Raw genomic sequence first — 15,511 nt, forward strand, 5'->3', positions numbered from 1 at the left:
CGGCCGGTCAGCGGCGCAGGCGCCCCTGGCGCGTCCGGAAGATGTCGATCATCGCCGCGACGGCGGGCGAGGGCTCGACGTCGCGCACCGTGATGTGGATGTCGCGCTGCGTGGACTCCACGAACGGCCGGTAGGTCACGCCGGCGCGAGGCTGCGCGACGAGCTCGGGCACGAGCGCCGGCCCGAAGTCGGCCGCGACGAAGGCGAGGACGAGGTCGTAGGTGTCGGCGCGGAAGCCGATCCGGGGTTCGAAGCCCGCCGCGCGGCAGACGAGTTCGGTGAGGGCCTGGAATCCGACGGGCATGAGCGTCGATATCCAGGTGGCGTCGGCGAATTCTTCGAGGCGAGCGGGGGAGCGGTCGGGGGAGTGCAGCCGAGGCGGCAGCGCGAGCAGCAGATCCTCGCTGTGGAGGAGGAACTGACGCAGCCCGGAGATCTCGGGGCGGGGGAGCTGCCGGTACTGGTGGGTGATCGCGAGGTCGAACTCCCCGGCGGCGACGGCGGGGACCGCGTCCTCGGGCTCGACCTCGACGAACGAGAGCTCGATCCCGGGGAAACGCTGGCGGAAGGTGCGGAGCGCGGGCACGACGAGGGTCCCGGCGGCCGAACTGAAGGCCGCGACGCGCAGGCGGCCGTCGCGCAGTTCCGCCACGTCCGCGACGGCGCGCTCGGCCGATGCGATCTCGACGAGCACGCGGTCGGCGCGCTCCGCCAGCACGCGGCCGGCCTCGGTGAGGCGCACGCTGCGCGGCGAGCGCTCGAGGAGGCTCGCGCCGAGCGTCCGCTCGAGCGTCGAGATCTGTTGGGATGCGGCGGAAGCGGTGCAGCCCAGGGCATCGGCGGCTCCCGCGATGGATCCGGACCGGGCGACCTCGCGGAGCACCCGGAGCTTCTGCGGATCGAGCATAAGCAGATCTTACGCAAAATTCGTGAGCCCCGCGTTCTTCCGATGCTTGCTCCGCGTGAGCATGGATGACGGCGCGGCGCTCGATGCCGGCGCCTCCGCCGCCTCCAACAGCGGACCCGTGAACAGCACAGAACGCCCCGCGACGACCGGAGGAACGATCCCGCCCGACAGAAAGGCTCGACCATGACCGCTACCCGCTTCCCGAAGCTGCACGACCCCGCGTCGCGGGGCTTCGCCTCCGACAACTACTCCGGCGCCCACCCCGAGGTGCTCGAGGCGCTCGCCATCGCGAACGGCGGGCACCAGGCCGCCTACGGGGAGGACGCCTACACGGCGCGCCTCGAGCGGGTGATGCGCGAACTGCTCGGCGAAACCGCGCAGACGTTCCCGGTGTTCAACGGCACGGGCGCCAACGTGATCGCACTGCAGGCCATGGTGCCGCGCTGGGGCGCCGTGATCTGCGCGAGCACCGCGCACATCAACGTCGACGAGAACGGCGCTCCTGAGCGGATCGCGGGCGTCAAGCTGCTGACCGTGCCGAGCGAGGACGGCAAGCTGACTCCCGAGCTCATCGACCGCGAGGCCTGGGGCTGGGGCGACGTGCACCGGGCGCAGCCGCTCGCCGTCTCGCTCAGTCAGACGACCGAGCTCGGCACCCGCTACTCGGTGGACGAGATCGCGGCGATCGTCGACCACGCGCACGGTCTGGGGATGAAGGTGCACCTGGACGGCTCCCGACTCGCGAACGCCACCGCCGCGCTCGACGTGCCCGCGAGCTCCTTCACCGGCGACCTCGGCATCGACACCCTGTCGTTCGGCGGCACGAAGAACGGGCTCGTGTTCGGCGAATGCGTCGTCGCCTTCGACCCCGAGAGCGCCGGGAGCCTCGCCTACCTGCGCAAGACGGACCTGCAGCTCGCCTCCAAGATGCGCTTCGTCTCGGCGCAGTTCCTGGCGGTCCTCGAGGACGGACTCTGGCTCCGTTCGGCCGCGCACGCCAACCGCATGGCGGCCCGGCTCCGTGCCGCCGTCGAAGGACTCGACGGCGTCGTCCTCACGCGGGAGACCGAGGCGAACAGCGTCTTCGCGATCCTGCCCGAGGGGGTCGCGGATCGCCTGCGCGAGCACTTCGCGTTCTACGACTGGGACGCCGCGCGCCGAGAGGTGCGCTGGGTCTGCTCGTTCGACACCACCGAGGCCGATGTCGACGCCTTCGCGGGGGCGCTCGCCGCGGAGCTGACGCGCTGATGCCCCTGCCGTTCTCGCACACGATCGTCACGTTCCCCGACGGGGTGACCACCCGCGTGGGCACCTGACCCCGGAAACGCGGCGAGCCCCGATCAGGAGATCGCGACGCCGAACAGGACCCCGATCAGATAGGTGGCAGCCATGGTCGCCGAGCCCATGATCACGTTGCGCAGGATCGCCGGCCAGATGGGCGCCTTGCCGAGCCGGGCGCTGATGAGGCCGGTCAGGAACAGCCCGATCACCACCGACACGACGGTGACGATGACCGGCGCGCCGATGGGGAGCAGGATCATCGCGAGCGGGATGAGCGCGCCGACGGTGAACGCCACGAAGGAGGAGAGCGCGGCGTGCCACGGGTTCGTGAGCTCCTCGGGGTCGATCCCGAGCTCGACCTCCGCGTGCGCGGCGAGGGCGTTGTGCGCGGTGAGCTCCTCGGCGACCTGGCGGGCGAGGCCCGCCGACAGTCCGCGCTTTCGGTAGAGGCCGGTCAGCTCGGCGAGCTCCGCCGCGGGCTGCTCCTCGAGCTCCTGGATCTCCTTCGCCACCATCGCCTTCTCGGTGTCGCGCTGGGTGCTCACCGAGACGTATTCGCCGCCGGCCATGGAGAAGGCGCCGGCCACGAGGGCGGCGATGCCGGCGGTGGCGATCGCGGGGACGTTGCCGGGGGTGGCCGCGGCGACGCCGACGACGACGCCCGCGACCGAGACGATCCCGTCGTTCGCGCCGAGCACGCCCGCGCGCAACCAGTTCAGGCGCTGGCCCAGGCGCTCGTCGTTGTGCGCCTCGTGCAGGTGGTTGATCGCGGCTTCGATATCGGACGTCTCGTCGGTCATGGCTCCATGATGCTCCCGCTCAGGAGACCCCACAAGCAAGGCAAGGCTGTGCATACCGGGCGCAGCGCCTTCGCCGAGCCAGTGGGAATCGTCTCGAACCCGGTCATCGACGGCGCGTCACTTTTCCCGACGGGGCTGCACTCTGTTTTGAAGGTCCATCGCTTGCGGGGGTGAGGCCTATCATCATGAAGTACAGGGGGATACCGAGGACATGCCGTTCCGGACATGCACTCGGGTTGGCTGATGTTGGAACCACAGAACGGCGAGCTCGGGGAGCTCGCAGACGAAGCGCTGATCGCCGCGTCACGAGAAGGTAATGAGCGCGCTTTCGCAGAGCTGTGGCGGAGGCATTCCGGTGCGGCGCTCACGGTGGCGCGCCGTCTCGCGTTCTCGGACGCCGAGGACGTCGTCTCTGAGGCATTCGAGACGGTCTGGGAGCAGCTCGGGCGGGGGATCGGACCACGGCAGTACTTCCGCGCGTACGTGTTCACGGTGGTCAGGAACATCGCTGCCCGCCAGTACCGCCTGCGCCAGCGCACCGTCACCGGGGTGGAGATCGAAGGCGCCCCGGTACCCGGAGGCGACGAGATCATCGCGCTGACCGAGAACGTCCACGAAGTGCTCGAAGCGTTCCAGACCCTTCCGGAGCGCTGGCAGCTCGCACTGTGGTGGTGGGAGGTCGAGGGGGTGTCCCGCGGCGAGGTCGCGCAGCGCTTCGACCTCAGCCCGAACGCCGTCTCGGTGCTGCTCAGGAGGGCCAGAGAAGGTCTCCGCGTCGCCTGGCTGGAGAAGCAGCTCCCGCCGCTCGCCGACGACGAGCACCGGTTCGCCCTCGAAGCGCTTCCCCGGTACGTCCGTCGGGGCCTGGGCAACGCGCTCCGTCGGGACGTCGCCGCGCACCTCCGAAGCTGCACGAGCTGCGCGGCGGCGGAGGCGGAGCTGCAGTAGGAGAACCGCAGGCTCGGCGGGAAGGCCGGCGGTTCGCTCCTCGTGCTCGTGCTGGGGATCGCAGCCATCGACCACGCGTGGAGACCGACGAGCGCGCTCGCCGCGGAGGCCGCGAACGACCATCACTCCGCGGGAGGCTTCGGTGCGCTGTTCGGAGCGTTCCCGCTCAGGGCCATGGCCTGGGTCGCCGGCGTCGCGGTCTTCATCGCGGTCGCCGGCTTCGTCATGTGGCCCCGGCCGGAGCCGACCGGGGACCCCCAGCCCCCGTCGAGCACCGACACCCGGACGGGGGAGGCGAGCCCTTCGACCCCCGCGCCGACGGTGCGCCGACCGAGCACCGGCGCGACCGGGGAGGGACTCCCGCGCCCGGTGCGGGCTCCGGTGCGGCGGACGACGCGCCGCTGCCCACGAAGCCGGGCCCCGTCCCCACCACTCCGGCGCCCCCGCAGGGCGGGAGCGGCACCTTCACGCTCGTGGCCGCCGACGGCGCCGGCGGCGGGCTCGCCCCGATCGTCTCGGGCCGGAGCGCACCCGGTTCGCCGGTCGTGCTGTCCGTGGGCGGCATCGGATACTCGGTGGACGCATCGCCGGAGGGGGTCTGGTCGAGCGACCTGTCGACCCTCGACCTCCCGGCCGGCACGTACGAGGTCTCCGCTCGACCGTCCGCGAGCGGATGGAGCCCCGAGGTCCTCACCGCGGGCTTCGTCGTCGCGGTACCCGGCATGTCGGCCCGCCTCTCCCCGTCCGCCGCGCAGGCGGGCGGGCCCGGCGAGGCGAACGTCTCGATCTCGGGGCTGCCGTCCCGTGAGGTCTGCGTGATCCTGGGCCCGGGCGTGTACCAGCGATTCGCGCTCGACGCTTCGGGCGCGGCCTCCGGAACGGTGCCGCTCACGGATTCGAACCGGTCCGCGGTGAGCTTCAGGTACTGCTCCGGCAGCCGGTTCGGTGCGATCGCGAGCAGCCCGGTGCGATGATCTCCGGCTGAGTTTCTGCGAACTCGCGTCACTTTCCCGGCATGGCCGCCACTCTTCGGAGTGAACGCGCATGGCTGCTGGGTGATCTCTTCCATCGCATGCGCCCGGAACAAGGGGAGCTTGATGACGCTCAAGAGACAGAGACGCCGCTTCAGAGCCGCCGCGGGAGCGGTCGTCATGGCACTGCTGGCCGTGACGATCGGCACGACCACGGCGGCGCAGGCGGTCGTGGGGGACCCGGCCGCTTCGACGCAGCCCGCCGGGGTGACGAGCGTCGCCTCGACGGCAGGCAAGGCGAAGGGATCGGGCCTCTGGGGCTACGCGGGCGATGTGAAGACGCGCTCGACGGGGACGGTCTTCAGCTACGGACTCGATCTCAGCCCCGCGGACGGGTCGCTGTGGGTGACCGACAGCGCCAAGATCCAGTGGACCTCGAACAGCTTCCTCTGCTCGCTCGCGGGCGGCACGCTGATGACCGCGTCCGGCCCCTGCTACGTCGGCGATTCGAAGCTGCATCGCTACGCGCTGTCGAGCGCCCCCGATTGGTCGCTGGGGCAGTACCAGGCGAACGGCTCGTACGGCGCGGTCGCCGCCGGCGACAACGCGGGCCTGGGCGCGAACTATGCGAAGCTCGCCGATGCGCAGCGTCTCGACGGTGCTGCGATGCCGAGCGGCCAGTTCGGCGGCGTGCGCGGGGTCGCCGTCACCGATGCGGGCGTCGCGTGGACGGTGGATTCCGACGCGGGATACGCGTGGCTCAACCACGCGAACCACACCCTTCGCATGGTGAACCCCGATGGTTCGGAGGCCGGCGCGCTGGGCAAGACGACCTGGCCGAGCGGCAACACCTGGTCGAATCGCAACGATCCCGAGGCGTTCGACTACTCGGTGGGCGTCGCGCGCATGCTGAACGGCGACATGGTCGTCACGAGCCAGACGCCGGAGCTGCTGAAGCAGTACAAGCCCGACGGCACCTTCGTGCGCAACATCTACTTGAACCAGCCGGCGGGCACGGCGTATCCCACGGACGGCGGGTATCGCTCGCCGTACGCGATCGCGGTGGATCCGGCCGACGGCACGCTGCTCGTCGGTTTCATCGATCCGGGCAATGGGAACAAGACCTTCATCCAGCGGATCGATCCGAACTCCTGCACCACGGAGGCAGTCGGCAATCCGACGGGGTCCTCGCGGGATCGGTGCGCGGTGACGCAGACGATCGGTCTGGGGACGCTCGCGACGGGTGATGGGCAGACGAATGCCACGTTCACGATCCAGGTGGAGCCCCGCACGGGCGACATCTACGTCGGCCAGCGCAACGGGCTGATCTCCATCTTCGCGTCCGACGGAACTCCGAAGGGCAAGTTCTCGGCGTTCGGGCAGGGCAATGCGAACGGCCAGGTGAACCAGGTCCGCGGCATCGCGTTCGACGACCGCGGATTCATGTACCTCACGGTGTCCGAGGGCACTGCGAACACTCGGGTCGAGATCTTCGCACGTACCCCGGACGCAGTGACCGGACTCACCGGTTCGTACACGGACGCGAGCAAGACGTCGGCGCAGCTGACCTGGAACGCGCTGCCGACCGGGGTGACCCCCGACGCCCAGGCGCCCCTGCGCGACTTCGTGGTGGAGCAGTCCACCGACGGCGGGACCACCTGGAGCGTCGTGACGACCCCGGCGGGTACCGGTGCTTCGGCGACGGTCACGGGCCTCGACCCGGCGAAGACGTACCAGTTCCGGGTGTCCGCCTGGAACGAGGCGGGCAACGGCAACACGGCCGTGACTCCGCTCGCATCGCCGCCCTCGGAGATCAGCGTGGTGAAGACCGGCAACGGCGTGGCGACGCCGACGGCCGCGGACGCGGTGCACGTCGCCGCGGGATCGAACGTCGCGTTCTCCTACACGGTCACCAATGAGGGCGCCTCGCCGGTGACCGGTGTGACGCTCTCGGACAGCGTGCTCGGCACCGTCGCTGCGCCGGCCGGATTCTCCGGCACCCTCGCCGGGGGCGAGAGCGTGACCTTCGCGGCCACGGGTCCCGTGGCCGCGGGGAGCTATCAGAACACGGCCACCGCGAAGGGCGTCTCGGAAGGGCAGGACGTGACCGCGTCCGACACCTGGTTCGGCTTCGGGGTGACGACCGGCATCGGCGTCGTCAAGACCGGCAACGGCCAGACGGCCGACACCGCGGCCGATGCGGTGCAGGTTCCGGCCGGAGCGGACGTGACGTTCAACTACACGGTCACCAACACGGGCAACGTCCCGGTCACCGGCCTGCAGCTCGTCGACAGCAAGCTCGGCGCCGTCAGCACCGTGGTCAGCCCCGCGGGCTTCACGGGCACCCTGGCGCCCGGCGCCTCGGCGGTCTACCAGGCCACCGGCCCGGTCGCGGCGGGGGCATACACGAACACGGTGAAGGCGACGGGCACGCAGAACGGCTCGGAGGTGACGGCCTCCGACGACTGGTTCGGCTTCGGCGTCACCACCGCGCTCTCGGTCGTGAAGACCGGCGGCGGCGTTTCGACCGCCTCCGCATCGGCACCGGCCCACGTCGCCGCGGGATCCGACGTCGACTTCGCGTACCGGATCACCAACGGCGGGAACGTCCCGATGACGATCGATTCGGTCGTCGACAGCGTGCTGGGCACGGTGCAGGCACCGGCCGGGTTCTCCGGAGTGCTGGGCGCAGGTGAGAGCGTCACCTTCACCGCGACCGGGCCCGTCGCCGCAGGCGCCTACGAGAACACGGTCGATGTGCGCGCGACGGCCGGATCCGAAGCGCTCACGGCCTCGGACGACTGGTTCGGCTTCGGCGTCACCAGCGGGCTCACCGTCGTCAAGAGCGGTGACGGGGTGACGAACGACTCGGCAGCGGACGCCCACGCGGTCGCCGCGGGGACCGCGGTCGACTTCACCTACACGGTGACGAACACGGGCAACTCGACCGTCTCGATCACGGGCGTCGACGATGACCGGATCGGTGCGGCGACGCCTCCGGCCGGCTTCGACGGGACGCTCGCGCCCGGCGCGCACGCGGTCTTCACCGGGTCCGGTCCGGTTCCCGCCGGGGACTACCACAACTCGGTGACCGTCGCCGCGGCGACGCGCTCGGGCGGAACGCTCACCGCGACCGACGACTGGTTCGGGTTCGGCGTGGTCTCCACGCTCGACGTGGTGAAGCACGGCGACGGAGTGCGGGCATCGACGAAGGCGCAGGCCCGGCACGTGGTCGCCGGTTCGACGGTCGCGTTCGAGTACGTCATCACCAACCGCGGCAACACCCCGGTGCGGCTCGGGGCGGTCGAGGACAGCGTCCTCGGCGCCATCACCGCACCGGCCGGCTTCGACGGCCTGCTGAAGCCGGGCGCCTCGGTCACCTACACCGGATCCGGCCCCGTCGCGAAGGGCGCGTACCGCAACACCGTCGAGGTCTCCGCGACCGAGACGCTGCTCGGGGCGAAGCTCACGGGGAAGGACGACTGGTACGGGCACGGCGACGCGAAGGTCGTGCCGCCGTCGCCCAAGCCGACGCCGAAGCCCCCGGTGGATCCGGGCACGCCCGTCGACCCGAAGCATCCCGACGAGCTGAGCACGACCGGCTCGAGCGGGGCGCCGTGGATGGTGGCGGTCGCCACGGCGGCGCTGCTCGCAGCCGGCGGCGCGCTCCTGGTCCTCAGACGGCGACGGGATCGTCCCGCCGGCGAGTGACCGCTCAGAACGAATCGTGGATGGCCGGTGCGGGTCCCGGAGGACCCGCACCGGCCGCTGAAACCAGAAGGAGAACCCAGCAGATGAACACTCGTACGCGCGGCTTCGCGCTGATCCCGGGCCTCGCGCTCGTCCTGGCGGTGCCGCTGCTCGGCGCGCCGGCCGCGTCCGCCGCGTAGACCGACATCTCGGTCACCTACTCCACCCAGAACAACGCGAACGCCGCGATCGACGGCAGCACCATCGTGCACGGCCGGGTCGGTCAGACGCGCGATGACATGCAGGTCAGGTACACGATCAAGAGCGACACCGTTCAGTACCCGATCCCGGTGCTCAGCTACACGGGCGATTTCACCGACAGCTCCGACGCGACCTACACGTTCCGCTTCGGCTGCGACGCCACCGTGCCCGGCAGCGACTGCGCGGGATACCAGTACCAGGTCGACGCGATGAACGCCGTCGCGGCCACGCTCGACGGCCGGAGCATCTCCGGGTTCACCGCGGACGTGACGCCGATCATCATGACCTTCGGCGGCGACGTGCCTCCCGGCATCACCGGCACGGTGACGGCATCGGTCAACTCGAGCGTTCCCGGAACGGGGCAGCTCGAGTTCTTCCTCCAGGAGGGGCAGCAGGCCGGCGCGGCGCGGCTCTCGCCGACCGCGGTGACCCCGCTCTCGATCACCCGGCCCGAGCTCGCCGCGAAGTCGGCGTCGTCGTTCTGCGCCGCGGATCTCGCGGAGCACGTCGAGGGCACGACGAAGTACACGCCGACCGGTTTCGGGCGCTCGACCTTCGACGTCTCGGCGACCGTGACCGACGCCGGCATCCTCCCCGACGACGCGACCGCGGTCGGGACCGATCCCGCGGCGATCCGGTTCAGCGTGCAGAACGGCGCGACGAACCTGACGGAGGCGCAGCTCGAGACAACCCTGCTGGGTGCGGCACCCGGCACCTACCAGGTGGCGGGCTCCTACACCGCGCCCGACGGCGTCGCAGCCCCCGGCATCTCGACCGGTGTGACCGTGCTCGGCGCCGAGGCCGCCGAGTGCTGGTCGACCAGCGAGGTGAAGCCGCCGGTGACCCCGAAGCCCGAGAAGCCGAAGCCCGTTCCGACCACTCCGGCACCCGAGCTCGCCAAGACCGGCGCCGACGGACAGAACGCGCTCCTCGCGGGCGGCGCGGGCATCGGCCTGCTCGGTTCGGCCCTGATCGCGGGTGCGCTGGTGCGCCGCCGCGCGATCTGAACGATCATTCTCTGAAAGGAGGTGCGTCGGACGAGGGTCCGGCGCACCTCGCCCACCCCTGACAGCTCCGGCCCCATCCCACCGGGAACGGACCCCTCTCGAGGTCGAAGGAACACCCGCTCATGAAACTCGTCAATCGGGCCGCAGTCGCGGCCGGGCTCGTCGTCGGTCTGCTGCTCGGCCTGCTCGGCGTTCCCGTCGCGGCGACCGCCGCGAGCGGGACCTTCGACTCGGTGAAGCTCACCAAGATCGCCGACGGGTACTCCTTCGCGAACAATCCCGTCGACCCGAACAACTCGAACGGCATCGTCGGCGTGCGGGATCTCGTCGGGTTCGAGATCCAGGCGACGACCACCGGCGCGGTCGACGGGGCCACCATGACCCTGAAGAAGCCGAGCTGCTGGGTGTGGGACGCCTCGGTCGATCAGAACCTCACCTTCTCCCTGAACGGCGGCCAGACGACCGGCTCGGTCGCGCATCCGGACGCGGACACCATCGTCGTCACGTGGACGCAGGCGGCCAACGGCGTCGTGCTGACCCAGCCGTTCCGCGCCAAGGCGGGCGAGGGCTGCGCCGACGGGTCCACCTGGACCCCCGAACTGACCGTCACCGATGATTCGGGAACGCGGACCCAGACGCTCCCCGCGATCACCGTCCGCTCCGTCGCGAGTGCCGACATCTCGCTCCAGGCCGTCGGTGCACCGTCGATCCAAGCCAGCCACTGGTTCGCGGGCCCCGAGTTCGGTCCGGGCGGGGCGGGTCCGGCGCTGGTGCAGCGGTGGGACATCCGTCTGCAGCCCGACACGCTCTCGAAGGTCGGCTAAGCGGATCCGAACGGCAACATCACCTTCACGGTGGCCTACTCGGGACCCCGTTCCTCCTTCGAGCTCCCGCGCAACAACAGCACGCAGGTGCCCGTCGGCGGCGGATGCTGGGCGTTCGTGGGCCCCAACCCCTACAACAACAACCAGTACTACCCGTCGAGCAGCGCTCAGACGGTGACCATCACGATGAAGAAGAACCCGGCGTGCGAGGCGATGCTTGCGGATCAGGGCAACGTGCTGCAGATCTATTCCTTCACCCCGCAGAAGGTGCTCGAGGACGACTACGGCTGCCAGGCCACGCTCAGCGCGCACGTCGCCGCCGGATCCTGGGTCGACGCCAACGGGCGCCCCATCGCCGACTCGAACCCGAACAACAACGATGCGAACCGGGCGCTCGCGTGCCAGACCGTCCAGTACGGCTATCAGCAGGGGGCCTCGTACTTCACCCCGAAGGTCGCGGGCGCCGACCTCGTCGACGCGTATCCGTGGCGCAGCACCGCGCAGCCGATCGTGCGCACTCCGGCCGCCGCGAAGTGGGCCCTGCTCGCCGACATCAACAACCTCGGGTACATCGGCAAGGACGGCACCTTCACGAGCGAGACGATCTACGTGCCCGAGGAGCCCGCGCTGACCAACGTCACGAGCTTCCACCTCTGGGACCCCACGAAGCAGCGCCTCGACGTGGCCCACCTCGACGGTGCCGTGCTCGGCGCGGTCGCTCCGAGCTCGAGCTCCGCGGCCACCGATCCGTCGATGGACACCCGCGCGTTCCCCCATCCTCGTACACGGTGCAGTGCACCGTCGACTTCACCGGGACGAACTCGGGGTCGGCCCCGACGATGACCTGGGCCGATTGCGCCTCGCTCGATCCCGCGAAGATCAGCGGTCTGCGCTTCCTCCGCGCGGGATCCTTCACCGGCGAGAACTTCGGGGTGAACTTCCCGAACTCCAAGCTGCTGTTCTCGCAGGTCCCGATGATCGCCGTCGGCCAGATCGGAGAGCGCCTGCCGACCATCACGCGCTGGCTCGCCGATGAGTTCGCGGCGAAGCCCGCGCGGCAGAACACGGTGAACACCGAGATCATCGGCAACGTGCTGCGCATCTCGAAGGATGCGGCGGAATCGCAGGCGATGCCCGAGGACGAGCTCCACTACACGATCAAGCCGACCGTCGCACCCGGTGCGGGTACCTTCGTCCCCTACACGGTCGAGGATCTGCGCGTGGTCGACACCCTCGACATCGGCGTGCTCAGCGTCGACGTGTCGAACGTCGACCCGTTCTGGACCGTGACCCAGACGCCGGCCGATCTCGGGCCCGACGGGGTCCCGTACACGGCCGACGACGTGCGCGGCATCGTGCTGACCTTCACGCCGGCCGGCGCGGTGCGCACCGATACCGCGCTGCCTCCGATCACCTACTCCGGCAGGCTCGGGGTGCTCCTGCCCCCGCAGGCCGCGCCCTACAACGCGACCGTCACGAACACCGCCAGGGTCTCGGCGACGGGCATGGACCCCGAGGTGGCCGCCGGGGTCTCGCCGAAGCGTCACTCCGACACGGCGACGGTGCTCGCGGGCACCCCGCAGGCGGCGTTCTTCTCGAAGCAGCTCATCTCCGCTCCCGAGATCGAGGTCGAGGACACCCTGGCCGCGTGGCGCGTGCAGTGGGTCAACTACAACAACTACGACCTCGGGCAGGGCCGTTTCGTCGACGTGTTCCCGTTCGACGGCGACGGACGCGGCAGCGCGTTCAGCGGCACGGCGAAGCTCGCGAGCATCGGCCGTGTCGGTGCCGCGAAGCAGCCGGGAACGGTGTTCGAGCTGACCGAGGCGGCACCCGCGGGCATCGGTGCCTCCCCGGCGACGGGGACCAACTGGGTCGTCGTCGATCCCGCGGATCCGTCCGGATGGCCGGCGAATCCAACGGCGATCCGGGTGACCGTCCCGAACATCCAGGCCAGCACGCAGGGCTACGGCGCGGTCGATCTCGGGTTCGCGGTGGACGGCCAGGTCAAGGACGACATCTACCGCAACGACGCCTCCGGCACGGTCCAGGACCCGGTGCAGGGGCGGACGATCAACCTCGGCGAGAAGGCGGCGGACCCGGTCAAGGTCCTCGCGAGCTCGATCGCGGGCGTCGCCTGGGTGGACCGCAACTCCGACGGCGTGCGCCAGAGCTCCGAGGCGCTCCTCCCCGGCATCACCGTGCGCCTCTTCCGCGACGGCGACCGGGGCACGGCGTTCCGCACCGCGACCACCGATGCGAACGGCGCCTACCGATTCACCCAGCTCCACAGCTCGGACTACAAAGTGGTCTTCGACGCCGATGAGCTCCGGGCCAAGGGGTACCGCCTCACCGACCAGGGGGTCGGAACGGATCGCGCGATCGACTCCGACGCGGACGTCGACAGCGGCGAGGTCGACGAGCTCGCGCTCCCGCGTTCCACCGATGTCGCGCACCTCGACGCGGGCGTGATCCCCGTCGGGCTCCAGGCCGCAGTCGACGCCGATGCCTCCCTGACCCGCACCTTCGGGTGGGCCATCGAGAAGACGGCCGTCAATCGCGACTCGCTCGCCGTCGACCCGACCACGGGCGCGACGCGGATCGACTACGCGGTGAAGACGACCGAGGGGAAGGCGGTCGATTCGAACGCCCGGCTCTCGGGCACGATCACGGTCTCGAATCCGTCGGACACGAAGACCTACACCTTCACGGCTACGGCGGTCGCCGACGGGACCGGACTCAGCTGCACCGTCACCGGGGGCAGCGGCCGTCAGATCGCGCCGGGTGCCCAGCTCTCCCTGCCTTACTCCTGCACCGGTGCTCCGGGGAGCGATCTGGACCGCACGGTGACCGTGACGGTCGCCGCGAGCGACCTGGACCCGGTCACCGGCCAGCCGGTCGAACCGGCGACGGCGAGCGTCGACACCAGCTACCGGGTCTCCGAGGTCAACAAGACGGTCAACATCACCGACACGGCGACGATCGCCGGAGCGACCACGGATCGGAGCTTCGGCCCGTACACCTGGAGTGCGGAGGGAACGGAGCACTCCGAGCAGTACAGCGTCGACGCGACGGTCCCCGACGGGGACTGCCTCGGCGTCGACAACACGGCGAAGATCATCGAGACGGGCCAGTCCGACACGGAGTCCGTGAACGCCTGCCTGCCCGTGGACCTGACGGTCGGCAAGAACGTCGTCACCGGGCTGCAGCGCAGCTACGGCTGGAGCCTGTCGAAGCGTCTGACCAACCCCACCGTGCAGCTGGACGCCCAGGGGAAGGCGACGCTCGAGTACGCCGTCACCCTGACCGAGGGCGCGAAGACGGACGCGGCCTGGACGATGAATGGCACGGTCACCGTGCAGAACCCCAACCGCTACAAGAGCGTGCAGGCGTCGCTGTCCGATACGCCCGACATCGGCGGGGGAGCGGCCTGCGTCTTCGCCACGGGCAGCACCGTGACTCTCGCCGCGGGTGAGACCCGTGCGCTGGCCTACTCCTGCTCCTTCGCCTCCGAGCCCGCCCACGCGGGCACGAACACCGCGACGGTCACCTGGCGCAGCGACGTCCCCGGGACCGACCGCGCGCTGACCGTCGACCGCACGGCCGAGGCTACGGCCGATATCCGCGAGGCCGACTGGAACCTCACCGAGTTCCGCAAGACGGTCTCGGTGCGCGACCTCATGAAGATCGGCGGGAAGGCCGCTCCGGCCCGTGATTTCGGGTCGTACACCTGGAGCGCGGCCGGAACGACCCACGTGGAGCGGTACTCGGTGCCGGTGCAGGTGGACCCCGGAACGTGCTTGGCGGTCGACAACGGAGCAACGATCCGCGAGCTCGGCGTGACGGCGAGCACGCAGCACACGCTCTGCCGGCAGGCCCTCTCGGCGTCACCGACACGGCGACGGCGAGTAAGCTGCGGGTGTTCGGCTGGGCGATCGACAAGCGGCTCGAGAACCGCGATGACATCGCCCGCGACGTCAGTCCCGCGTCGGTGGATGCCCGGTACTCGGTGACCGTCACGGAGCGCGGGTTCACCGACTCGGCGCACCAGCTCTCGGGGACCGTCCTGCTCACGAACCCCAACACGTTCCGCGCGCTGACCGTGAGCGTGCAGGACCTCACCGATATCAACGGGCTGGAGTGCCGCATTGAGGGGGCGCAGAAGGTGCTGATCCCTGCTTCGGGAACGGCACGCGTGCCCTATCGATGCACCGGCGCCCCCGCGGCCGGAGCCGATGCGAAGCATCTCATCCGGGTCACCGGCACCGGGATCGACCCGATCGACCACGGGACCGCGGTGAAGTACCGGACCTCCGAGGTCGACCGGAAGGTCACCGTCTCGGACGACCGGTACCGCTTCGATCCGGCGTGGCGGATCACCTGGAGCGCTGCGGGCACGGAGCACCGTCGCGAGTACTCGATCCCGGTGAGCACGGCCGCCGGTTCGTGCCAGGTGTTCTCCAACACGGCATCGCTCGGCTCGAAGGGCCCGGCGTCGACGGCCTCGTTCGGCATCTGCGCTCCTCGGGGTGCGGGCGGTGGTGCGCAGGGCTTCTTCGACCGGCTCTCGACCACGGGCGCCGGCGGGTGGGGCTTCATGATCGGGACGGGAGCGCTGCTGGCCGCGGTCGGTGCGTTCCTGGTGCTGCGTGCGCGACGGAGGCCGCGCGCATAGCGGGGAGTGATCGGACGCGGCGCGGGAGAATTCGAATTCTCCCGCGCCGCGTCACCTTTGTACCGCCCCCGGCACTCTCAATGCGAAGAAGTCGAATACGGAGAGAGTCCCCCTACTCGATTCCCGGCTCTTCACCCACCGGCTCGC

11 protein-coding genes are annotated in these 15,511 nt (G+C 70.4%); 9 read left to right on the forward strand and 2 right to left on the reverse strand.

The genetic code is table 11. From position 1 onward, the window contains the following. Nucleotides 1-7: 7 nt before the first annotated feature. Nucleotides 8-907, reverse strand: coding sequence for a LysR family transcriptional regulator (locus tag AB3K78_RS14590; RefSeq protein WP_416444411.1), 900 nt, complete (start codon nucleotides 905-907; stop codon nucleotides 8-10). Nucleotides 908-1,090: 183 nt separating this feature from the next. Between AB3K78_RS14590 and AB3K78_RS14595 the strand changes: the two genes are divergently transcribed. Beyond that, on the forward strand, nucleotides 1,091-2,155 hold the full coding sequence (locus AB3K78_RS14595) for a threonine aldolase family protein (protein ID WP_416444413.1): 1,065 nt from the start codon (nucleotides 1,091-1,093) through the stop codon (nucleotides 2,153-2,155). A gap of 92 nt (nucleotides 2,156-2,247) precedes the next feature. Here the strand turns inward: AB3K78_RS14595 and AB3K78_RS14600 are convergent, their stop codons facing one another. Further along, nucleotides 2,248-2,988, reverse strand: coding sequence for a VIT1/CCC1 transporter family protein (locus tag AB3K78_RS14600; RefSeq protein WP_416444415.1), 741 nt, complete (start codon nucleotides 2,986-2,988; stop codon nucleotides 2,248-2,250). Nucleotides 2,989-3,231: 243 nt separating this feature from the next. On the opposite strand from AB3K78_RS14600, the gene AB3K78_RS14605 reads away from it, so the two are divergent. The 8 genes from AB3K78_RS14605 to AB3K78_RS14640 all read left to right on the forward strand — a co-directional run bounded on the left by AB3K78_RS14605 (nucleotide 3,232) and on the right by AB3K78_RS14640 (nucleotide 15,364). After that, a complete protein-coding gene (locus tag AB3K78_RS14605; protein ID WP_416444417.1) occupies nucleotides 3,232-3,936 on the forward strand; it encodes a sigma-70 family RNA polymerase sigma factor in 705 nt (234 codons plus the stop codon). A gap of 227 nt (nucleotides 3,937-4,163) precedes the next feature. Next, entirely contained in the window at nucleotides 4,164-4,910 is a 747-nt protein-coding gene (locus AB3K78_RS14610; protein WP_416444419.1) for a hypothetical protein, read from the forward strand. A gap of 123 nt (nucleotides 4,911-5,033) precedes the next feature. Then, nucleotides 5,034-8,618, forward strand: a complete 3,585-nt coding sequence (locus tag AB3K78_RS14615) for a fibronectin type III domain-containing protein (RefSeq protein WP_416444421.1) — start codon at nucleotides 5,034-5,036, stop codon at nucleotides 8,616-8,618. A gap of 278 nt (nucleotides 8,619-8,896) precedes the next feature. Continuing rightward, nucleotides 8,897-9,865 carry an LPXTG cell wall anchor domain-containing protein gene (locus tag AB3K78_RS14620; RefSeq protein WP_416444423.1) on the forward strand — a complete coding sequence of 323 codons (969 nt, stop codon included), beginning with the start codon at nucleotides 8,897-8,899 and terminating at the stop codon, nucleotides 9,863-9,865. Nucleotides 9,866-9,987: 122 nt separating this feature from the next. Then, nucleotides 9,988-10,689 carry a hypothetical protein gene (locus tag AB3K78_RS14625; protein WP_416444425.1) on the forward strand — a complete coding sequence of 234 codons (702 nt, stop codon included), beginning with the start codon at nucleotides 9,988-9,990 and terminating at the stop codon, nucleotides 10,687-10,689. A 30-nt stretch (nucleotides 10,690-10,719) separates the two neighbouring features. Further along, complete coding sequence (locus AB3K78_RS14630; RefSeq protein WP_416444427.1) at nucleotides 10,720-11,532, forward strand: hypothetical protein; 813 nt, start codon at nucleotides 10,720-10,722, stop codon at nucleotides 11,530-11,532. After that, a complete protein-coding gene (locus AB3K78_RS14635) occupies nucleotides 11,478-14,702 on the forward strand; it encodes an SdrD B-like domain-containing protein (protein ID WP_416444429.1) in 3,225 nt (1,074 codons plus the stop codon). Before AB3K78_RS14630 ends, AB3K78_RS14635 begins: the two co-directional genes overlap by 55 nt. Continuing rightward, on the forward strand, nucleotides 14,699-15,364 hold the full coding sequence (locus AB3K78_RS14640; protein ID WP_416444431.1) for a hypothetical protein: 666 nt from the start codon (nucleotides 14,699-14,701) through the stop codon (nucleotides 15,362-15,364). Before AB3K78_RS14635 ends, AB3K78_RS14640 begins: the two co-directional genes overlap by 4 nt. Nucleotides 15,365-15,511: the final 147 nt, after the last annotated feature.

The organism is Leucobacter sp. HNU, from assembly GCF_047946755.1.
In the GTDB taxonomy this organism is placed as follows: domain Bacteria; phylum Actinomycetota; class Actinomycetes; order Actinomycetales; family Microbacteriaceae; genus Leucobacter.